Raw genomic sequence first — 20,308 nt, forward strand, 5'->3', positions numbered from 1 at the left:
TGAAGCGTCTTGCTCCAAAAATATAATCTTTAAAAGTAAAAAGTGGCAAATACCGTAGAATTAATCAAGGCTCCGATCTCTGATGAAATGAAACTTTTCGAGCAAAAGTTTTACGAATCGATGAAAAGTAATGTTGCTCTGCTGGATAAAGTCACGCGTTTCATTGTCACCACAAAAGGGAAGCAAATGCGCCCAATGTTTGTATTTCTATGCGCAAAATTGGTCGGAAATGTGAACGAAAAAACGTTCCGTGGTGCTAGTATGATTGAGTTGATTCACACCGCTACTCTGGTTCACGATGATGTTGTGGATGAGAGTTATAAACGCCGTAATTTCTTCTCTATCAATGCTCTTTGGAAAAATAAAATTGCAGTTTTGGTAGGTGATTATCTGCTTTCTAAATCTGTTTTGCTTTCTACGGATAATAAGGATTACGATTTGCTTTCCGTAATTGCAAGAACCATCCGTGAAATGTCGGAAGGCGAATTGCTGCAACTTGAAAAAGCGCGAAAACTGGATATTACGGAAGATATCTACTACGAAATTATCCGTCAAAAGACAGCGACGTTAATTGCGGCTTGCTGTGAAGTTGGTGTTCTGTCCAATAATGTTGACGAAGCGACAGCGAAAAAAATGCAGGAATTCGGGACTTATACAGGAATGGCATTTCAAATTAAAGATGACCTTTTCGATTATCAAACCAGCAATATCATTGGAAAACCAGTTGGAATTGATATTAAGGAACAAAAGATGACTTTGCCGCTGATTTACACTTTGAAGAATGCAAGTCCCGAGAATTACAAAAAATATTTCGCAACAATAAAGCGTTATAACAACGATTCCAAAAAAGTACGTGAGTTGATAGAATTTGTGAAATCTTCCGGCGGAATGGATTACGCAATCCAGACAATGAAAGATTATCAGCAAAAAGCACTCACAATTTTAGCTGAATTCCCTGACAACGAAGCGAAAGAATCTTTGAAACTGATGTTGGATTACGTGATTAGCAGAAAGCTTTAATCTTCTTTTCTATATTCTAAAATATCTGCAGGCTGACAATCCAAAGCTTTGCAAATCGCTTCCAAAGTACTGAAACGAACGGCTTTTGCTTTTCCTGTTTTCAGAATAGAAAGGTTGGAAAGTGTCAAATCTACTTTTTCAGACAGTTCATTCAATGACATTTTTCGTTTGGCCATCATCACATCCAAGTTTACTATTATTGGCATAAGTTAAACTGTTAAATCGTTTTCTTCCTGCAATTCTACGCCTCTTTTGAAAATTTGAGCAATAATGTAGATGACGGCTCCCATCAAAACAAATGCTTCACTGTCTGCCCAAAATTGGTTTAAATTATCTGAAATAAAACCGTGATGCTCCAAATTCTTAACAAACTGTCTCGCAATATAGCTCAACAATCCAATTGAAAGCGTGTAATAACTAAGTTGTGAAATCTGTTTCGCTACAAAAGCACTGAAAGGTTTTTCCAAATTCATTTTGTGCATCAGGTTAATAACAGTGTAAAATAGGACTGCTTTTAAAATTGAAATAATTAAAATAAAACTGTAGATACTGAAAAAACCGAATTCATTATCTCGATACATTTTAATTAAATCCAGCTTTTGATAAAGATTTTGAACCATCTCGGGATTATAAAGATGGAAAAAGAAATTGACGATTAAGCCTCCAGCCTCAATAGACAAGCCGACAAATATAATCCAGGCTATAACATATAAGCCCCAAAAGACGAAGTTGTTTGTTTTTGACATAATTGATAATTCTAAATATTGTTCAAATGTAATAAATATTTATTGATAAACAATAAATATTAATCTTTTTTCATTAATTAAAATTTTATTCAGAGTTTTAAGTTTTAGAAAGTCTTTAAATTCCGTAATTTTGAAATATGAACAATTCTCCACTTGCTGAAATTCTACGTCCGAAAACTTTGGACGATGTTTTGGGACAGGAACATCTCACTGGAAAATCCGGAACCATCAAAAGAATGATGGAGAATGACACAATCAATTCCTTAATTTTTTGGGGACCGCCAGGAACTGGAAAAACAACTTTAGCTGAAATCATCTCCGAAAGTTCAGGACGCAAATTCTACAAATTATCTGCTGTTTCTGCAGGCGTAAAAGACGTTCGAGATATCATCGACGAAGCCAAAAAACAAAATCTATTTTCCGGAAAAAGTCCGATTTTGTTTATTGATGAGATTCACAGATTCAACAAGTCTCAACAGGACTCGCTGCTTCACGCCGTCGAAAAAGGCTGGATAACTCTTATTGGTGCGACTACTGAAAATCCAAGTTTTGAAGTGGTTTCCGCTTTGCTTTCCAGAACTCAGGTTTATATTCTCAAAGCTTTGACTTTTGAAAAACTGGAAGAACTCGCTGACATTTCGGTTTTAAAATACAATGAACTCAACAATACCAAATTCTTCCTTGAGGAAAAAGAAGCCTTCATCCAATATTCCGGAGGCGATGCCAGAAAGTTGATCAATTCAATCGAATTGGTTCTGAATCAATTCAAATCTGCCAAGAAAAACAAAATCTCCAACAAAGATGTCCTCTCTGTTTTGCAGGAAAATATGGCGTTGTATGACAAAAATGGAGAACAGCATTATGACATCATCTCAGCCTTCATCAAATCGATGCGTGGTTCCGATCCAAACGGCGCCGTCTATTGGCTTGCCAGAATGTTGGTTGGTGGTGAAGATATCAAATTCATTGCCCGCAGAATGATGATTCTAGCAGCAGAAGATATTGGACTTGCTAATCCAAACGCTTTAGTTATGGCAAACAACTGTTTCCAAGCCATTAATGTCATAGGAAATCCCGAAGCTAGAATTATTCTAAGTGAAACTGCAGTTTACCTTGCCGTTTCCCCAAAAAGTAATTCCACTTACAACGCCATCAATGAAGCAATGGCTTTTGTCAAGAAAACAGGAAATCTCCCAGTTCCACTTCACCTCAGAAATGCACCAACCAAATTGATGAAAAATCTGGATTACGGCAAAGATTATCAGTACGCACATTCCTACGAAGGCAATTTTGTGGATCTTGAATTTTTACCGGACGAAATCAAAGGCACTAAATTTTATGATCCTGCCAACAACTCGACCGAGAAGAAAATCCGCGAACAGCTGAAGGATAAATGGAAAGACAAATATGATCTTTGAGTTAAATATTCCTAATTTTTACATTAAGCTGATTAATTCAAATTCCTTTTAATATCTTTGCGAGAGACAGAAAACTATGGAACATTTTGAAAGCTGGAAAGACCTACTCAACCCCGAATTTTACATCAAAATGGGTGGTTTTTGGCTTATTTTATTTATCATTTTCGCAGAGACAGGACTTTTTGTAGGTTTCTTTTTGCCGGGCGACAGCTTACTCTTCATTTCAGGGATTTATGCCGTAAAAATCATTGATACCACTTTCGGAACTACAGGTTCAGATTTTCTGGATACTTCCATATTAGCAACAGCTGTAGCAATTGCTGCAATTATCGGAAACGAAGTTGGATATTGGTTTGGCTACAAAAGCGGACCTTTATTATATGAAAGAAAAGATACATTTCTTTTCAAGAAAAAATACCTTTTCAAAGCACACGATTTCTTCGAAGACCACGGAACAGTGGCTGTAATTTTGGCGAGATTTTTACCAATCGTAAGGACATTTGCGCCAATCGTTGCGGGAATTGTGAAAATGGACAAAAAGAAATTCTTCTACTACAATATCATTGGAGCATTTTCCTGGTCCTTTATCATGATTTTTGCCGGTCACTATTTGGACAAATTATTTATGGATCAGTTCGGCATCGATTTGAAGAAAAAACTGGAAATTATCGTTCTGGTGATCGTTTTGGTAACAACTTTGCCTATCGTTATCAAGTTCTTTTTCACTAAAGATAAGGAAAGACCAGCGAAAATTGATTAACTCAACATTGAAATATCAGCACAACATACAAAACCGGAGTCAATTTCCGGTTTTTTGCTTTTTAAAATTGGGGCAGCTTTATCCACCTTCCACTTCCAATTTGTCATTCTGAAGCTCTCGAAGAGTCCGTTCAAGTCGGGTTGCGAGCAATTCTACGCATAAAAACTTTTATAAGCGAAAGCGGCTTTGTGAACCTTAAGATGTTTTCAATAATTTCAAAAAGTCTTTGTGACCTTTGTGTTAATTTTTCTCAATTATAATAAAAACCAAACAATCATTTTTAATAATTTTAAGTATGAAAGTATTTGTAAACAAAAGAATTCCAGAGAACGGAATTGAGATTTTGAAAGACGGAAATTTAGATATCATTTTCCCGGAAACAGAACATCCAATCCACGAAGAATGGCTGGAAAGCTGCAAACAAGCAGATATCATCCTTAGTGTTGGTGGCAAGAACAAATATGACAAAGAATTCTTCGACGCTTGCCCGAATGTAAAAGCAATCGCTTTGTTTTCAGTAGGTTTCGACCAGGTTGACATCACTGAAGCCACAAAAAGAAAAATTCCCGTTGGTAATACGCCTAACGTATTGAGCCGCGCTACTTCTGACGTCGCTTTTTTATTAATGCAAATGGTTTCCAGAAAAGCAAACTACAACACTGCAAAAGTAAAATCCGGAAACTGGAAAGATTTTGATGCGTTGGAAGAACTGGGGCAAGAATTATATGGAAAAACTTTGGGCGTTTTAGGTTTAGGCAGAATCGGTTTTGAAATGGCTGAAAAATGCAAAGCCGCTTTCGGAATGAAAATCATTTACCACAACAGAAGCCAAAACGAGCAAGCTGAAAAAGAACTAAATGCCAAATATGTTTCATTTGAAGAGTTAGTTCAACAATCAGATGTTATTAGTATTCACGCTAATTACACACCTAAACAGGCTGACCTCTTCAACAAAGATGTTTTTGAAAAAATGAAAGAAAATTTGATTTTCATCAACACAGCGAGAGGTGGTTTTCAAAATGAGAAAGATTTGTTCGAAGCTTTGATTTCAGGAAAAATCTGGGGTGCAGGTTTAGACGTTACCAATCCTGAACCGATGCAGAAAGATAGTCCATTATTGGAACTTCCAAACGTTTGTGTTCTTCCTCATATTGGTTCAGCAACCTTGGAAGCCAGAAGCGGAATGGCAAGATTGGCTGCTGAAAACGTAGTTACATTTTCTAAAGGCGAAAAAATGCTGACTTGCGTAAATCCTGAAGTTTACGAAGATTAAATTTCATCAAAATAAATCTTTCAAAAACAAAGCTTGGAATCATATTTGTCTATCTTCAATCAACCAAAAATAAATATTATGACACCAGAAGATAACATCGAAAAAAATTTAGAAGATTTGGATTACAATCCAGGTGAAGACATTTTCAACAGAGAAGAGCATATTCCAATTGACGGCGACGGAAACCCAATCAGAGACGCTAGCCAGGTGAACGACGAAATGCCATTCGGATTAGACGTTCCGGGCGCGGAAGATGATGATAATTTTGACCAGATTACCAATCAGTTGCCAGACGAGGAAAATAATTATTACAGTCAAAGTGACAATGAAGATGACCACGAAGAAGAAAACGACGACATCGTGGAATAAATAACAAAGCTTACCAAATCGGTAAGCTTTTGTTTTTTTAGTTAAGGTCTCTAAATATTTTTGAAGGCTTTTTATTTTCGTCAATCGCAACCAAAGTAAAATCGCCTGAGACCGCCTTTTCGCGAGTGTCATTGTACATTTCTTCCACGAAAATTTCCACATTCACTTTCACGCTGGTGTTTCCGACATATTTTATTCGGCCAACGAGTTCAACAATCGTATCAGCCGGAATTGGTTTCTTGAAATCAATTCTGTCACAACTTACCGTTACGAAAGATTTTCTGGCAAATCTTGTAGCGGTCATAAAAGCCACTTCATCCATCATTTCCATTACTTTTCCGCCAAACATTGTATTGTGATGATTGGTTGTATTCGGGAAAACCACTTTGAAAACGCGCGTTTCCGATTGCTGGATTTTGTCTTCGTAATTCATTTCTTGATCGCTTTAAAGTTGTGTACTAGAATCGTTTTCTGAAGCTGCAAATATAAGTGATATCAATTTATCAGAAACGGTTTGATGATATTTTCAAATTGAATATCTTTAAAACTTTGAAAATCGAAGCTTCACTATGACTTTCCAACAACAAATTCAACAAGGAATTCCAACAGAATTACCTCAGCCAAAACCATACGAAACCCACATCAACCACGCTCCAAAACGTAAAGAAATTCTATCAGACGAAGAGAAAAAACTCGCTCTGAAAAACGCTTTGCGTTATTTCGAACCCAAATTCCACGCAGAATTGTTGCCGGAATTTAAGGAGGAACTAGAAAAATACGGCAGAATTTATATGTACCGCTTCCGTCCGGATTATGAGATGATAGCAAGAAATATTGCCGAATATCCAGGGAAATCCCAGCAGGCAAAAGCGATTATGCTGATGATTCAAAATAATTTGGATTATGCTGTGGCGCAACATCCTCATGAACTGATTACTTACGGTGGAAACGGTGCGGTGTTTAGCAATTGGGCGCAGTATCTTTTGACGATGAAATATCTGTCTGAAATGACGGATGAACAGACCTTGACAATGTATTCCGGTCATCCGATGGGATTATTTCCTTCCCATAAAGATGCGCCAAGAGTGGTGGTGACGAACGGAATGATGATTCCAAACTACTCAAAGCCGGATGATTGGGAGAAATTCAATGCGCTGGGGGTTTCGCAGTACGGACAAATGACCGCTGGATCTTATATGTACATCGGTCCGCAGGGAATTGTGCACGGCACAACAATTACCGTTTTGAATGCTTTCAGAAAAATCAATAAAGAGCCAAAAGGCGGATTATTCGTCACATCAGGTCTTGGCGGAATGTCCGGCGCTCAGCCAAAAGCCGGAAATATCGCAGGCTGTGTTACAGTCATTGCAGAAGTGAATCCAAAAATTACAAAAATCCGTCACGAACAGAAATGGGTCAACGAAATCCACGAGAATCTGGATGAATTGGTGGCAAGAGTCAGAAAAGCTCAGGAAAATCAGGAAACGGTTTCTCTGGCTTACCTTGGAAACATCGTCGATATTTGGGAAAAATTTGATGAAGAAAATTTAAGAATCGATATCGGTTCAGACCAGACTTCGCTTCACAATCCGTGGGCGGGAGGTTATTATCCGGTCGGGCAAACTTTTGAAGAATCGAATACAATGATGGCAGAAAACCCTGAATTATTCAAAGAAAAAGTTCAGGAAACCTTGAGAAGACACGCTTCCGCCATCAACAAACATACAGCAAAAGGAACTTATTTCTTCGATTACGGAAATGCCTTTTTACTCGAAGCTTCCAGAGCCGGAGCCAATGTAATGTCGGAAAATCCTACGATTGGAAGAGAGTTCAAATACCCATCTTATGTTCAGGATATTATGGGACCGATGTGTTTTGATTATGGTTTCGGGCCATTCCGTTGGGTTTGTACCAGCGGAAAACCTGAAGATTTGCAGAAAACCGATGATATTGCGTGCGCCGTTTTAGAGGAAATGATTAAAACGTCGCCCGAAGAAATCCAGCAACAAATGAAAGACAATATCACGTGGATCAAAGGCGCTCAGGAAAACAATCTGGTCGTTGGTTCGCAGGCGAGAATTTTGTATGCCGATGCCGAAGGACGAATGAAAATCGCTGAAGCCTTCAACAAAGCCATTGCCAACGGAGAAATTGGAGCGGTGGTTTTGGGAAGAGACCATCACGATGTTTCGGGGACAGATTCGCCATACAGAGAGACTTCCAACATTTATGACGGCTCGAGATTTACTGCAGATATGGCGATTCACAATGTGATTGGCGACAGTTTCCGTGGGGCGACCTGGGTGAGTATTCACAACGGTGGTGGCGTTGGCTGGGGCGAAGTGATCAACGGTGGTTTCGGGATGTTGCTCGATGGAAGCGATGATGCCGACAGAAGATTAAAATCTATGCTTTTCTGGGACGTCAACAACGGAATTTCCCGAAGAAGCTGGGCAAGAAATGAAGGTGCTGTTTTCGCAATTAAAAGAGCAATGGAAGCTGAACCGAATTTAAAGGTGACGTTGCCGAATTTTGTGGATGAGAGTTTGTTTTAAGCTTATTAAACTTTAATGAAAGAATTCACTGTAATTTATCCTATGTTTTCCCCAATTCAATTAATAGATGAAAATGGAAAATTGGTGGGAGAAATTTTGCTAAATAGTTTTAACCAGAAATTAAAAATACACAATGAAATTTTCAAGATAAAATACAATGGTTTGTTTTCGAGAAACTATAAAATATTTGACCAAAATAAGAATTTAGTTTTTAAATCAGACTTCTCAAAAAACAGATTTGTTTATTATCGAAATGAGAAAGAAATATTCACTTATAAAAATAATGGATGGTTTAATAATAAGTTAAGCCTATACAAAACCAATGACCTCATCATTTCTGTCGAATCCAAAGGTTTTTTCAAAAAAAAGTATAAACTAAAGATCAATAATAATTTCAATAACCACTTTATAATTTTGGCATTTTTAAATGATTATATAAGTAGTCAAAGTTCATAACTCCAGACGAGCTGGGCAAGAAATGAAGGTACTGTTTTCGCCATCAAAAGAGCAATGGAGGTGGAGCCGAATTTGAAGGTGACGTTGCCGAATTTTGTGGATGAGAGTGTTTTAAAACATTTTAGATAGGGAAAAACCTGCTGTGAGGCAAGTTTTTTGTATTTATTTTTGTACGCTGGTGCGAGCATCTTGCTCGTACCACTTAATTAGTTTGATACATGAGCTTGAAGCTTGCGCTAGCAGTGGATATCGAATAGAGGTATTTTTATTATTCTCTTATCAAATCATCTTTCAATATCCATCCAATACTAGTTTGTCCAGAAGAATTTGTAAACTCTATATAGATAAAATATTTGGATTCTGCAATAGCATAAATGACGGTGTCATAAATTAAATGCGCTTTTCTAACATCTTTAATATTTGGAGTGTTACAAAAATATGTTCTGTCGACTTTAACTCTAAAATACTTTGATTCACTAACCATAACATTACTGCTGTAAGTATTTTCGCTATCTGCTGAAGCTGTCAAATATCTACTATTTATGTAACCATCTATCATAGAATAGCTATTTGTACTAGGCAAATAACGTTTTACTCGAACCTTGTCCCAATATCCTAACTGCTCTATAGATGTTACTTCATCAGAGAAAGCAAGTTCTTCAATAATATTGTCGGAAACTTCGGGCGCTGTTCTTAAATTTACATTAGTTGTATTAACATATTTTTTTGTAGAACTTTTATAATTATTTGAACTGGAATTACCAGAATAAACATAATTTGAGTTATTAGAACTTGTCGTTGTTGCTCTTTTCTTACGATAATAACCACTTACATAAGTTCCATCAGCTCTGTAGTAACCATCTACCCATTCTTTATCATAGTTTGATTTTGAAGGAGAACTTATCGAAGAAGTTGTAGTGTATTCTGTGTTAGGATTGTAATTACCCCTGTAACTATAATTGTCTGTAACCGTTGAATTTGGTGCAGTTCTTACGTGAGGCTGAACATACGTGCCATTCTTCCTGTAATATCCTCGCACCGAAACTTGAGAATAATTGTAAATTGATAGTAATACAACAAAAAGAGTAAATAGTTTTTTCACACGTTATTATTTAGTATTCAAAGATATATATATTATAATGAAGGTAGAAATATGGGTTCCCCTAAAATAAAAAAAAATTATAATTAATTTCAAAGTCGCCCATATCCAATACCCACTCGCTAGTGCTAGCATCTTGCTCGTACACATTCTTTAGCTTGAGATACGAGCTTGAAGCTCCTGCTAGCGAATTATGATGGAGAAATATTCATTTTCAAAACAACTTGGTTAAGACCACCCGCATCCGCAAAACCTTACAAACAACCTTAAAACAAACCTCCTGCATCTGCATTTTATTTAAAACAACCTTGTTTGTAATCTCCTGCAATTGCAGGAAGTCTCCAACAAGTTGCGTGGAACTTCTTGCAATTGCATTTTATTCCCCGCAAAATGTTTTAAACTAAATGCAGAATTATTTATATTTGTTTTGATTAATTAGTACATTTTTAACAAACAAAACACAATTACGATGAAAATTTCATTAGTGCGTCTGAGCACCAAAGATCTTGCGACTTTGGCTCAGAGAATTCTCAGCAACATCCAGTCAGGAAAATATCCTGTGATCTCCAACCATCCGCTTACCGCGACTTTGCAAACTTCCTACACGGCGTATGACAATGTGTACACCAAGCAGGTTTACAGCGGCAAAGGAAAAGAGGTTGCCACGGCAGACCACGAGAGGGATCTGGCTTACAAAAATCTAAAAGCATTCCTCAATGGTTACAGAAAGCTTCCTTCTGCTCCCAATTCTCATTTGGCGGAAGAGTTGTACGGGATTTTCAAAACTTTTGGGCTGAACCTGGATCGGTTAAGCTATTCCTCGCAAACCGCCCAAATGAAAAAGCTGATCGAGATACTGGAGCTTCCGGAAAACAAGCAAAAAATAAAGGATCTATCTCTGGAGTCAGGTTTTGCAGAGATGAAGACCAAACACGATGCTTTTGAGTTGCTGTTTGCCGATCAGGCAGAAGCCAACGCAGACCTTAGAAATATGTCGAGCGCATCTGCCATCCGACAGGATCTGGAGAAAAACCTGAAAACTTATATCAATCTTTTGACCGTGATGAAAGAGGTGACGGGATGGGAACTGCTCTACAACGAAACCAACGAGTTAGTAAAAGCTGCGAAAGATTCGGACATCAAACCGACAGGTGACAAGCCTGCCTAAATTGGATTTAGAAACTCAGCGAATGGCTGAGTTTTTTTATCAAATCATATTAAAAACATAAAAAAATAATGAATATTTTTCTTTCCTGTGGTCCAATCTTAGAACCCCTAATAGGAATTACTTGTGCAACTATCAGCTGCATTGCAATTCTTATTTTTTCAGTAATCAAATTTTTGAAAAGCAAAAAATATATAACAATCAAAGCGCAATCAGTTACTGACAAATTGTACCAATAATAATGGTTACTTGCATCGTTGTATTTTTTATCTGGTGGATTTTGATGTTTTTATTCGCCGGAATAGCTTTTGAAGCTCTCAAATAATTACTATATTTGTCTCATATAATGATACTTAAAAATATAAAATAATGATAGCAGAAATCCAGAAATACATCGAGATCCAAAATAATATTGATCAGATTCTGAAAAATTCGCCGGTTAAATTGTCCTTTATTATTGAAAAATCGGGAATCAAGAAACCTACATTTTTCAAAAAATTAAAGGAGAAAAGATTCACACCGCAAGAACTCCTGATCATTGCTGAACATGTAGAACCAAAAAACTGGCGAAATGAAACGAAAGAGGAAATATTGGAATCATTAAAGAGAAGCGAAGAAGATATTAAAAATGGACGAGTATATTCCTATGAAGAAGTGAAAGAAAGATCTAGACAGAGATTAGAAAACTACAGAAATGGAAATTCGATTTAGCAAAGCATCTTATGATGATTTGGATGAAATCGAAGATTATCTTTTGAATGAATGGAATGATAAAGTATTGGACGATTTTAATTTAAGGCTTGAGCATTGCCTCAAACTGATTACAGATGGAATTGCAGTTTTCCAAAAATACGAAGACACCAATTATCATAAGCTTTTGATTACGAAGCATAATACTTTGATCTATAGTTTGGAGCAAAACATTCTTACTGTTCACAGAGTCCTCCAAAACTTCCAAGATCCAGACGACAATCAAAAATCGCTGAAAAGCTAATATCAAAGAATGCAAAAACTAGGAATCATCGGCTTCGGCTGGCTCGGAAACCACATCGCAGAAAAACTATCAAACCGTTACGAGATCTTCGCAACGACTACTACTCCAACCAAAGTACAAGACATTAACACCAAAGGTTACAACGCAACTTTAGTCAGTTTTCCTAACGAGTTAGATATAGAAATGAAAGAATGGGACGTTGCATCAGACTTAGATGTCATCATCATCAGCGTTCCTTTTTCGGGAATCAGAGGTGCACAGATTCCGATGAATGACAAACGTCAAAACCTTCTCAATTTCCTCGGGGATTACAAAGGTCAATTGTTTTTAATGAGTTCGACTGGTGTCTATCCTCAAACAGAAAAGGAATTTAAAGAAGATGACACACCCGCTGAAAATGTCGAAAGTGAAAGTTTTATTTTGGAAAAATTCCCTCAGACTAATATCCTCAGGTTAGCAGGATTAATGGGCGGTGAAAGGCTTTTGAAAAATTACAACATCAGCAATTTGGATATGTTAGTGAATCATATTCATTATGCTGATATTTGTTCAGTTATAGAAAAAATGCTGGACAATCAATCTGAATCCAAAGTTTATAACACCGTTGCACCCATTCATCCGAATAAAGAAGAAGTCATCAATGCTCAAAAAGATTTGCCTTATAATGGCAAACGAACCACCACAGGCAGAACCATTTCTCCGGAAAAATTAATCTCAGAACTGGACTTTGAATTCCAGTATCCGGATCCGCGGTATTTTCATTTGTAATATTTTCAGGTCATTTCCAACCTTTGTAAAGAAAGATGCATCTTAATCATTAAAAGGAATTATTATGAAATCGTCATAATTATGAAACTGAACTATAGATAAAGATTAAACGATTGCATAAGACCTTAAAAAAAATAAGATCTACTTATGAAAGTTACCATCCCAAAACCTTGTCACGAAAACTGGGCGACTATGACGCCCGACGAAAAAGGCAGATTCTGCCAGGTTTGCTCCAAGAGCGTAAGAGACTTTACGAACGCATCTGACCTGCAAATTATAGATAATCTTTCCGGCGATTCTAATGTCTGCGGCAATTTCCGGGTAGATCAGCTGGACAGAAACCTCAGCCACTCTTTTATCAATTCCTTGTTTGCAAAGTTTGCGGTCGGTTTTGTCCTCACGTCCGGAGGCATTGTCTCTGCACAAACGCAGCCAAAGAAACATTGTGAAGTGAAAAAAGAGACAGTCACAAACCGAAATATTAAAGGAGAAGTAGCGAGGATTCCAGCTCCAAAGAATGATACTTTACGAATGTTAGGAAAATTTATCCAAATGCCAGACACAAAAGAACCACTTTACATTTTGGAAGGAAAAATCATTACTGAAAAAAAAATGAAGAGTCTTGACCAAAACACAATTGAGAGAATCGATGTTCTCAAGGGTCAATCTGCAATGGTAATATATGGTTCAAAAGCAAAAAATGGTGCCGTTATTATCACATTGAAAGAGTAAATGAAGAATGGAAAAAGTAAAGTGAGATAGTTTTTTAGAATTAGATCTTTAAAAAAAATTGATTTTGTGTGAAATATTTTTTCCGAACAAGAAAAATTTAAAAATAAAATTCCTAGAAAAATCACTATTGCTTTCATTATCGATGAATATTTCTAAACCGTCACATTCCTAAAAGCTACCACAAAAGCTACTACAGAAAGGATAATTCCAATCGTGAAAACCGTGTAAGTCAGTCTCAGTAATTTATATTTTCTGTTCAGAACAATTCCTAAGTAATAGAGGTCTTTGATCATTGTATCGTAAAGATATTGTCTGTCAGCCATCATTTCCTTCATTGCCCAGAGATACTCTTCCATTGGCATTTTGTAGAAGTTTCCGAAGAAGAGGAGATTTACTTTTTTTTCCTCAATTTCTTTTCTTGTAAATGTTCCACCGGAAACTTTTGGTCTCGTGGACATTATTGCGAGAATGATACAAGCCACACTGAACATAATCATAATGAAAGTTGGAATAATCAGGTGCGAATTACTTGGCGCGTCCAGTTTTGGAATGAGCGTTGAGAGGGCGACAGAGATAATAATCGCATTTACAGACAGTAGGATATTCGCTTTGCTGTCAGCTATTTGGCTCAGTTTTGTGTGATTATTGAGCGTGATTCGGAACATCGTTTCGATACCTCTTTCCGGAGAATCCAGTTTCTCCAGTTTCTTTTTGTTAAGAAGAGCTTTGTCATTTTCCAGATTGTCTTTTTCCTTTTTTTCGCCTTTCAATTCTTCGATTTTAGAAACTATTTTTTTTATATTTTCATCCTTTTTTGGCTGCCATTTTTCTTTTGCAAACTGTGTATAATATTGATGTTTTGTAAAGAATTCCAGGTTCATTTCTGCCCATTTCAGCTTGTTGATTTTTTTCTTGTGAACCTCTTTGATCTCATTCCGCAGACCTTCGGACGTTTTGAAATAATCATCAGAAGCAAGATGCGCCAGATCTGCATCCTGGATGATCTCTTCCAGATGGTTTTTTGGCTGGTAGAATTTTTCTGTCGCCAGAATCAGCTGCCCGATTTTTCTGATTCTTTCATCTTGAAAATCATGTTTTTTTAAAAAATTCTCTATTGTTTTTTTGCCCTCTGCTTCGTGGTTATCGCAATCTGTAATGTAACCAAGATCGTGAAACCAGCCTGCCAGAAGCAGATTTTCTGTATCTTCAATACTTATGTTTTCCTCTTTTGCCAGGATTTTCAGGTTATCAACAACTTGGATTGTGTGATCCAGATTATGATAAGTATATGCAGAAGATAATCTATCTTTGAATAAATTTTTAACGTAATCTTCCGAGATTTTCAAAATATCCATAAAAGCAATTTGAAACAAATTTAAGAAAGTATTGGTAGCTTATTGATTTTAATTTTGTTAAATAATGTTATAGTTTGATAATTATTTAAGATTATAATTAATATTTTTATGGCAGCTTAATCCGTCCTCCGTTCCCGCTATCCGCCTCTGGCGGATGAACTCCACTCAGGCCGGGCTGCAACAATTCAGTTCAGAATAAAGACTCTAATATTCAGAAAAATATGAAACAAATATATAGGTTTTATCTTTTAATTATAATTTCTTTCACTGTCATTTCCTGTGCCGTTCAAAAAGCCGACTACGGGAAAAACGTAAAGGATTTTGAAAAAGAATCAAATATAAAAGACAGTATTGTTCATACTTTTTATTTGGTTGGCGATGCCGGAAATCTTGATCAGGATGAAGCATTCAAAAATATGAATATCCTGAAAGATTCACTGTCCAAAACTTCAAAAAACAGCACATTAATTTTTCTCGGTGATAATATTTATCCGGCAGGAATGCCGAAAAAAGATAATGAAAACAGAAAATTAGCTGAGAAAAAACTGGATAATCAGATTTCTTTAGCTGACAATTTCAAAGGGAAAACGATTTTCATTCCTGGAAATCATGATTGGTATAATAACGGAATCAAAGGTTTAAAAAGAGAAGAAGATTACGTCACAGAAAAACTGAATGACAAATCTGCTTTTTCACCAAGAAACGGTTGTCCAATTGAAACCAGAAAGATTGATAAAAAACTGACTTTAATTTTAATTGACACCGAGTGGGTTTTAGCAGACTGGAGCAAAAATCCCGGAATCAATGAAAAATGCGAGATCAAAACCAAGGAAGATTTCTTTACAGAATTTGAAGATCAGCTTAACAAAAATCAGAATAAAACCATTGTTGTTGCTACACATCATCCTTTAATTACGCACGGTTCTCACGGTGGAAATTATTCCTGGGAAAAACAGATTTTCCCATTAGAAAATAAAATCCCGTTGCCTGTTTTAGGTTCAATTATCAATTTGACAAGAGCAACCGGCGGAATCACCCATCAGGATATTTCGAACCAGAATTATAAAAAACTGGCAGACCGAATCAGAACTTTGATCAGCGGAAGAAAAAATATCGTTGTTGTTTCCGGTCACGACCACAATCTGCAATACATTGAGCAAAACGACATCAGACAAATCATCAGTGGAGCAGGTTCCAAAACTGAGGCTGCAAAAGCCATTGGAAATAATGATTTCTCGTTCGGAAAAAATGGTTATGCCGAACTGAAAATTTCAAAATCCGGAAATGCGGAAGTCAGTTTTTATAGTTTAAATCAGACCAAATCTGATTTGCTTTTCAGAAAAACAGTTTTGGGAAGTGAAGAAAAGGTCTCTAAAGATTATCCGAAGAATTTCCCACCATCGTCACAGGCATCGATCTATGATTCTTCAATGACCAAAAAAAGCAAGCTCTACGAATTTCTCTGGGGAAAGCATTACCGAGCGTATTATTCAAAGAAAATCAATGTCGGAACTCTGGCATTAGACACACTTTTTGGTGGTGTAAAAGCCGATAGAGCAGGAGGCGGTCATCAAACCAAATCTCTTCGACTAGAAACCAAAAACGGCAACGAGTATGTCATCCGTGCGCTTAGAAAAAGCGGCGTGAGATTTTTACAGGCTGTAGCATTCAAAAATCAATATGTAATTGATGAATTTTCCGGAAGTTATGTGGATAAATTTCTGTTGGATTTTTACACCACTTCTCATCCTTACACGCCTTTGGTTATAGGCGGAATGTCAGATAAACTGGGGATTCGTCATACAACACCACAGCTTTTTTATATTCCGAAACAGAAAACTTTAAAAAACTTTAATGATACTTTCGGTGACGAATTATATTATCTCGAAGACCGCCCGATGGAAACCGATGACAATCCGAATAAAGTCCTCGGAACGGATGAAGTCATAAAAAATCTCGCTAAAGACGAGAAATATAAAATGGACGAAAAAACGTGGATCAAAGCGCGATTATTCGATATGCTGATCGGCGATTGGGACAGACATCATGACCAATGGAAATTCGAAGAAAAAAAGGAAAACGAAAACGTGATTTACAGCCCGATTCCGAAAGACAGAGATCAGGCTTTTGCAAAATATGACGGCGTAATTACTTCGTTACTAATGCATATTCCGGATCTGAGACATATGAAAAGCTTTAAAAATCAGATTGGTAATATAAAATGGTTCAACCGCGAACCTTATCCTTTGGATCTTACTTTTACTAAAAATTCTACGGAAAAAGACTGGCTGGAACAAGCGGAGTTTATTCAGAATAATTTATCAGAAAATGATATCAGAGAAGCTTTCAAAGCTTTACCAAAAGAAGTCCAGGATCAGGTTTCAGACGATTTGATAAAGAAATTACTGATCAGGAAAAATGATCTTAAAATTTACGCTTCAGATTATTTCAAAGTTCTTGAGAAAAATGTAATCCTCACAGGAACGGACAAAAAAGATAAATTTACGATCTCCAGATTACCGAATAACGAAACGAAAATTGATATTTCCCGTCAGAAAAAATCAGGAGAAGAACTGGAATCCTCGAAAATATATTCAGGAAAATTGACCAAAGAAATCTGGATTTACGGTTTAGGAGATGAAGATGAGTTTTTGGTGGAAGGCAAGGAAAAATCAAGTATCAAAATACGGTTATTAGGTAGTTTTGATGAAGACCATTATTCGGTTTCCAATTCCAAAAAAATCAAAATTTATGATTATAAAAGCAAGAAAAATGATTTCACGAATATAGGAGATGCTTCTGTAAAACTGACAGATGACTACGAAATCAATCAATATGATTATAAAAAACCAAAATATAATGTCGCAATGCTGATACCGAATTTCGGTTTCAATCCGGATGATAAGGTTATTATTGGAGCACAGGCAATGCTGACGGTCAATGGATTCCTTCAGAATCCTTATTCTCAAAAACACACTTTGAAGGCGAATTATTTCACAGGAACAGAAGGATATGAATTTGCTTACAGCGGTATATTCCCGAGACTTACCGGTGGCTGGTTCTATGGCTTGGATGCAAGGGTTACAAGTTCTCATTATATCCGTAATTTTTACGGGATTGGCAACAAAACTCTAAATCTTAGCGACGAACTCGGCGAACATTTTAATAATGTGAGAGCCCGGGAATTTGGATTTTCGCCATCCATCAACTGGAACAAAAATGCAGCAACTTTCTCCGCAAAACTGAATTACGAAACTCTGAAAATAGAAAATACAGACAACCGATTTGTCTCTTTGCCGGGCGTTGTGAATCCGGATGTTTTCCATTCCAAGCAATTTGGAGGGGCGGATTTTTCTTTTGTTTATGAAAATTATGACAACAAAGCCAATCCGAAATCGGGAATGAAATTAGATGTCAAAACGGTCTGGAATATGAATCTTGAAGAGACGAACCGTCATTTTGCATCTGTGGAAACAGGACTTGGTTTTCTGCATTATTTGACGAATAATAAGAAGTTGGTATGGTCATCTTATGCGAAGGCAAAATGGCTTCTGGGCGATGGCTACGAGTTTTACCAGATGGCAACTTTGGGCGGAAATGCAGACTTAAGAGGATTCCGGTTCAACCGTTTTTATGGTAAAAATTCTTTTTATCAGTCTTCAGATCTTCGTTATGAGATTGGAAAATTCAGAAATTCTGTGGTTCCTTTAACTTACGGCGTTTTCGGCGGATTGGATGTGGGAAGAGTTTGGATCCCGAATGAATATTCCAAAAAATGGCATAATTCTTACGGCGGCGGTTTCTGGTTGAATGCCGTGGATGCTATTTCCGTGAATGTCTCTTATTTTAATTCTTCAGACGGCGGAAGATTGGTCGTAGGGATTGGTGGAACTTTTTAAATTTTGGGAATGATCATCACAGAACGTCTAATTCTAAAACCCTATTCATTGGATTTTGCAGAAGAATTTTATGTCAAATTTCAGAATAATAAGAATTATCTGGAAGATTACTTTTCCAGAACGCTAAGTGTTACAAAAAACCTTAAAGAAACAAAGCTTTATTTCCAAAAAAAGATTGAAAGTTTTCAGAATAATGAAGGTTTTTATTTCGGTATTTTTCTCAAGGGAATTGATGAATTAATTGGTCATATTTCTATCAGAGAAATTGATTGGACAGTCCCAAAAGGAGAATTAGCGTATTTCATTTTCAGCGATTTTTGGGGTCATAAATATTCTTACGAAGCTTTGGAAGCGTTTCGGGATTTCTGTATCGGCGAAAAAGAAATGGTTCGCATCTTTATGAAAATTGCACCAGATAATATTGCCAGCAAAAAAACAGCAGAATTTTGCAATTTCGAGTTCGAAGGTTTACTGAAAAACGATTACAGAAAAAGACAGGAAGTTCTTACAGATATGTTGCTTTATTCTTTCACAGGATAATTATTTGGGCAGCTTTTCCGCCTTCCGTTCCCGCTTTTTTGTAATTGCGAATGACGTGACACAATCACTAGAACCATTGTAGAATCGCAATAACAAAAAGAGCTCCACTCAAGTCGGGCTGCGGATTCTACGTATAACAAGTGTCAACCTAAGACCATATTTTTGTACTTTCGTAGGATACCTAACGAAGTGGTTCCTACGGAATGACAAAAAACTGTCAATTGTGAAATGTATTTCCTTAAATTTTACTATAACTTCAATTGATAAAGATTCCCGGTAATTTTCTTATCACCTTCATCCGTCATCAGAATTGTGTTTTCATCTTTGAAACACAGTCCTTCTTTCTGTGTATGATGGTTTAGTTCAATCTTTTCTACATTTCCGGAGAAGAAATTATTGCCTTTCCAATTGGTAAAAATCCAGACTTTGTCAGAGCTTAAAATGGCGACTTTATCCTTATTTGGGCTGATGTCTGCGCTCGTCACAGCACAATGATTGAACTGCTCACAAGTCACAAAACTACCTAGTTTTTTCGCAGGTAATTTCTGAGAAGAATTATTTTCAACTTCGTAAAGAACCGTTGTTCCGTCAAATTTTGAACTTCGGTTTTTGGTAAACAGATAGAATTTATTATTGTGAATGAAAAACGATTCCACATCAAAGATCTTGTCTTTTTTCTTCGGAGGAAACTCGGTTTGTTCCGGATAATAAAACTGTACTATTGATTCTGCCTTTGCTTCGTCTTTGCCAAGATCTGCTGCATTTATTTTATAGATCGAAAGATTTTGACGGTCATTTTCATTATTACCAAAATCTCCGATATAGATATTGCCTTCGTCATCAGATGTGAGATCTTCCCAATCATTATTTTCAACATTGGTAATGGTAATTTTCTTCATCAATTCACCTTTTTCATTAAAACCAAAAAGAATATTATGATTGTGATTGTCCTCAATTGTCCAGATCAACGGCGATGCTTTCGAAATTTCGCAGGCAGAAGCTTCTTTTATTTTTTTTGGTAAAGAACAAATGGTGGAAAAATTCTCCTGAGTCTGCGAGCAGGAAAACGTAATCGATAATAATGCTAAGAAGGAAAGTACTTTCATCTGATGAAATTAAATAAAATATAAGACATAAAAAAATGCGCAACCAAAAAGCT

General features: G+C 36.5%; 20 protein-coding genes. 14 read left to right on the forward strand and 6 right to left on the reverse strand.

Annotated features, from left to right (window positions below; all coding sequences use genetic code 11):
- The first annotated feature begins 42 nt into the window (after positions 1–42).
- The gene (locus ACFJGY_RS07975; protein ID WP_379969826.1) at positions 43–1,020 is read left to right on the forward strand and encodes a polyprenyl synthetase family protein; all 978 of its coding nucleotides are present in this window, start codon (positions 43–45) and stop codon (positions 1,018–1,020) included.
- On the opposite strand, the gene ACFJGY_RS07980 is transcribed toward ACFJGY_RS07975, so the two are convergent.
- Positions 1,017–1,226: a helix-turn-helix transcriptional regulator gene (locus ACFJGY_RS07980; RefSeq protein WP_133943318.1), complete on the reverse strand. Its 210-nt coding sequence runs from the start codon at positions 1,224–1,226 to the stop codon at positions 1,017–1,019. The two genes, ACFJGY_RS07975 and ACFJGY_RS07980, sit on opposite strands and share 4 nt — an antisense overlap.
- Positions 1,227–1,229: 3 nt before the next feature.
- Positions 1,230–1,766 carry a DUF2975 domain-containing protein gene (locus ACFJGY_RS07985; RefSeq protein WP_379969828.1) on the reverse strand — a complete coding sequence of 179 codons (537 nt, stop codon included), beginning with the start codon at positions 1,764–1,766 and terminating at the stop codon, positions 1,230–1,232.
- 137 nt (positions 1,767–1,903) lie between these two features.
- Between ACFJGY_RS07985 and ACFJGY_RS07990 the strand changes: the two genes are divergently transcribed.
- The 4 genes from ACFJGY_RS07990 to ACFJGY_RS08005 all read left to right on the forward strand — a co-directional run bounded on the left by ACFJGY_RS07990 (position 1,904) and on the right by ACFJGY_RS08005 (position 5,586).
- Positions 1,904–3,184 carry a replication-associated recombination protein A gene (locus ACFJGY_RS07990; protein ID WP_379969830.1) on the forward strand — a complete coding sequence of 427 codons (1,281 nt, stop codon included), beginning with the start codon at positions 1,904–1,906 and terminating at the stop codon, positions 3,182–3,184.
- A 76-nt stretch (positions 3,185–3,260) separates the two neighbouring features.
- Positions 3,261–3,944 carry a DedA family protein gene (locus ACFJGY_RS07995; RefSeq protein ID WP_379969832.1) on the forward strand — a complete coding sequence of 228 codons (684 nt, stop codon included), beginning with the start codon at positions 3,261–3,263 and terminating at the stop codon, positions 3,942–3,944.
- A gap of 295 nt (positions 3,945–4,239) precedes the next feature.
- The gene (locus ACFJGY_RS08000; RefSeq protein WP_379969834.1) at positions 4,240–5,217 is read left to right on the forward strand and encodes a 2-hydroxyacid dehydrogenase; all 978 of its coding nucleotides are present in this window, start codon (positions 4,240–4,242) and stop codon (positions 5,215–5,217) included.
- Between the two features lie 78 nt (positions 5,218–5,295).
- The gene (locus ACFJGY_RS08005) at positions 5,296–5,586 is read left to right on the forward strand and encodes a hypothetical protein (protein ID WP_379969836.1); all 291 of its coding nucleotides are present in this window, start codon (positions 5,296–5,298) and stop codon (positions 5,584–5,586) included.
- 37 nt (positions 5,587–5,623) lie between these two features.
- Here ACFJGY_RS08005 and ACFJGY_RS08010 read toward each other — a convergent pair whose 3' ends face one another.
- Positions 5,624–6,019: an acyl-CoA thioesterase gene (locus tag ACFJGY_RS08010; RefSeq protein ID WP_379969838.1), complete on the reverse strand. Its 396-nt coding sequence runs from the start codon at positions 6,017–6,019 to the stop codon at positions 5,624–5,626.
- A gap of 136 nt (positions 6,020–6,155) precedes the next feature.
- On the opposite strand from ACFJGY_RS08010, the gene ACFJGY_RS08015 reads away from it, so the two are divergent.
- On the forward strand, positions 6,156–8,141 hold the full coding sequence (locus tag ACFJGY_RS08015) for a urocanate hydratase (protein ID WP_379969840.1): 1,986 nt from the start codon (positions 6,156–6,158) through the stop codon (positions 8,139–8,141).
- A 15-nt stretch (positions 8,142–8,156) separates the two neighbouring features.
- A complete protein-coding gene (locus ACFJGY_RS08020) occupies positions 8,157–8,597 on the forward strand; it encodes a hypothetical protein (RefSeq protein WP_379969842.1) in 441 nt (146 codons plus the stop codon).
- A gap of 268 nt (positions 8,598–8,865) precedes the next feature.
- Here the strand turns inward: ACFJGY_RS08020 and ACFJGY_RS08025 are convergent, their stop codons facing one another.
- Positions 8,866–9,699, reverse strand: a complete 834-nt coding sequence (locus ACFJGY_RS08025) for a hypothetical protein (RefSeq protein WP_379969844.1) — start codon at positions 9,697–9,699, stop codon at positions 8,866–8,868.
- 466 nt (positions 9,700–10,165) lie between these two features.
- On the opposite strand from ACFJGY_RS08025, the gene ACFJGY_RS08030 reads away from it, so the two are divergent.
- The 5 genes from ACFJGY_RS08030 (at position 10,166) to ACFJGY_RS08050 (ending at position 13,355) form a co-directional block, all read left to right on the forward strand.
- Complete coding sequence (locus ACFJGY_RS08030) at positions 10,166–10,864, forward strand: DUF6261 family protein (RefSeq protein ID WP_379969846.1); 699 nt, start codon at positions 10,166–10,168, stop codon at positions 10,862–10,864.
- Between the two features lie 366 nt (positions 10,865–11,230).
- Positions 11,231–11,572 carry a hypothetical protein gene (locus tag ACFJGY_RS08035; protein WP_379969848.1) on the forward strand — a complete coding sequence of 114 codons (342 nt, stop codon included), beginning with the start codon at positions 11,231–11,233 and terminating at the stop codon, positions 11,570–11,572.
- Positions 11,556–11,855: a type II toxin-antitoxin system RelE/ParE family toxin gene (locus ACFJGY_RS08040; protein WP_379969850.1), complete on the forward strand. Its 300-nt coding sequence runs from the start codon at positions 11,556–11,558 to the stop codon at positions 11,853–11,855. Before ACFJGY_RS08035 ends, ACFJGY_RS08040 begins: the two co-directional genes overlap by 17 nt.
- A gap of 9 nt (positions 11,856–11,864) precedes the next feature.
- Positions 11,865–12,623: an NAD(P)-binding domain-containing protein gene (locus ACFJGY_RS08045; protein ID WP_379969852.1), complete on the forward strand. Its 759-nt coding sequence runs from the start codon at positions 11,865–11,867 to the stop codon at positions 12,621–12,623.
- Positions 12,624–12,770: 147 nt separating this feature from the next.
- Entirely contained in the window at positions 12,771–13,355 is a 585-nt protein-coding gene (locus tag ACFJGY_RS08050) for a hypothetical protein (protein WP_379969854.1), read from the forward strand.
- 152 nt (positions 13,356–13,507) lie between these two features.
- Here ACFJGY_RS08050 and ACFJGY_RS08055 read toward each other — a convergent pair whose 3' ends face one another.
- A complete protein-coding gene (locus ACFJGY_RS08055) occupies positions 13,508–14,710 on the reverse strand; it encodes a Pycsar system effector family protein (protein ID WP_379969856.1) in 1,203 nt (400 codons plus the stop codon).
- 221 nt (positions 14,711–14,931) lie between these two features.
- Between ACFJGY_RS08055 and ACFJGY_RS08060 the strand changes: the two genes are divergently transcribed.
- On the forward strand, positions 14,932–18,609 hold the full coding sequence (locus tag ACFJGY_RS08060) for a metallophosphoesterase (protein ID WP_379969858.1): 3,678 nt from the start codon (positions 14,932–14,934) through the stop codon (positions 18,607–18,609).
- A 9-nt stretch (positions 18,610–18,618) separates the two neighbouring features.
- Entirely contained in the window at positions 18,619–19,149 is a 531-nt protein-coding gene (locus ACFJGY_RS08065) for a GNAT family N-acetyltransferase (RefSeq protein WP_379969860.1), read from the forward strand.
- Positions 19,150–19,397: 248 nt separating this feature from the next.
- Here the strand turns inward: ACFJGY_RS08065 and ACFJGY_RS08070 are convergent, their stop codons facing one another.
- Entirely contained in the window at positions 19,398–20,255 is an 858-nt protein-coding gene (locus ACFJGY_RS08070; RefSeq protein ID WP_379969862.1) for a hypothetical protein, read from the reverse strand.
- Positions 20,256–20,308 lie beyond the last annotated feature (53 nt).

Source organism: Epilithonimonas sp. UC225_85 (genome assembly GCF_042695135.1).
GTDB lineage: Bacteria > Bacteroidota > Bacteroidia > Flavobacteriales > Weeksellaceae > Epilithonimonas.

Coding starts and splice junctions, on each gene's coding strand:
- ACFJGY_RS07980 (WP_133943318.1), bottom strand. CDS start 1,226: ATGCCAATAATAGTAAACTTGGATGTGATGATGGCCAAACGAAAAATG.
- ACFJGY_RS07985 (WP_379969828.1), bottom strand. CDS start 1,766: ATGTCAAAAACAAACAACTTCGTCTTTTGGGGCTTATATGTTATAGCC.
- ACFJGY_RS07990 (WP_379969830.1), top strand. CDS start 1,904: ATGAACAATTCTCCACTTGCTGAAATTCTACGTCCGAAAACTTTGGAC.
- ACFJGY_RS07995 (WP_379969832.1), top strand. CDS start 3,261: ATGGAACATTTTGAAAGCTGGAAAGACCTACTCAACCCCGAATTTTAC.
- ACFJGY_RS08000 (WP_379969834.1), top strand. CDS start 4,240: ATGAAAGTATTTGTAAACAAAAGAATTCCAGAGAACGGAATTGAGATT.
- ACFJGY_RS08005 (WP_379969836.1), top strand. CDS start 5,296: ATGACACCAGAAGATAACATCGAAAAAAATTTAGAAGATTTGGATTAC.
- ACFJGY_RS08010 (WP_379969838.1), bottom strand. CDS start 6,019: ATGAATTACGAAGACAAAATCCAGCAATCGGAAACGCGCGTTTTCAAA.
- ACFJGY_RS08015 (WP_379969840.1), top strand. CDS start 6,156: ATGACTTTCCAACAACAAATTCAACAAGGAATTCCAACAGAATTACCT.
- ACFJGY_RS08020 (WP_379969842.1), top strand. CDS start 8,157: ATGAAAGAATTCACTGTAATTTATCCTATGTTTTCCCCAATTCAATTA.
- ACFJGY_RS08030 (WP_379969846.1), top strand. CDS start 10,166: ATGAAAATTTCATTAGTGCGTCTGAGCACCAAAGATCTTGCGACTTTG.
- ACFJGY_RS08035 (WP_379969848.1), top strand. CDS start 11,231: ATGATAGCAGAAATCCAGAAATACATCGAGATCCAAAATAATATTGAT.
- ACFJGY_RS08040 (WP_379969850.1), top strand. CDS start 11,556: ATGGAAATTCGATTTAGCAAAGCATCTTATGATGATTTGGATGAAATC.
- ACFJGY_RS08045 (WP_379969852.1), top strand. CDS start 11,865: ATGCAAAAACTAGGAATCATCGGCTTCGGCTGGCTCGGAAACCACATC.
- ACFJGY_RS08050 (WP_379969854.1), top strand. CDS start 12,771: ATGAAAGTTACCATCCCAAAACCTTGTCACGAAAACTGGGCGACTATG.
- ACFJGY_RS08055 (WP_379969856.1), bottom strand. CDS start 14,710: ATGGATATTTTGAAAATCTCGGAAGATTACGTTAAAAATTTATTCAAA.
- ACFJGY_RS08060 (WP_379969858.1), top strand. CDS start 14,932: ATGAAACAAATATATAGGTTTTATCTTTTAATTATAATTTCTTTCACT.
- ACFJGY_RS08065 (WP_379969860.1), top strand. CDS start 18,619: ATGATCATCACAGAACGTCTAATTCTAAAACCCTATTCATTGGATTTT.
- ACFJGY_RS08070 (WP_379969862.1), bottom strand. CDS start 20,255: ATGAAAGTACTTTCCTTCTTAGCATTATTATCGATTACGTTTTCCTGC.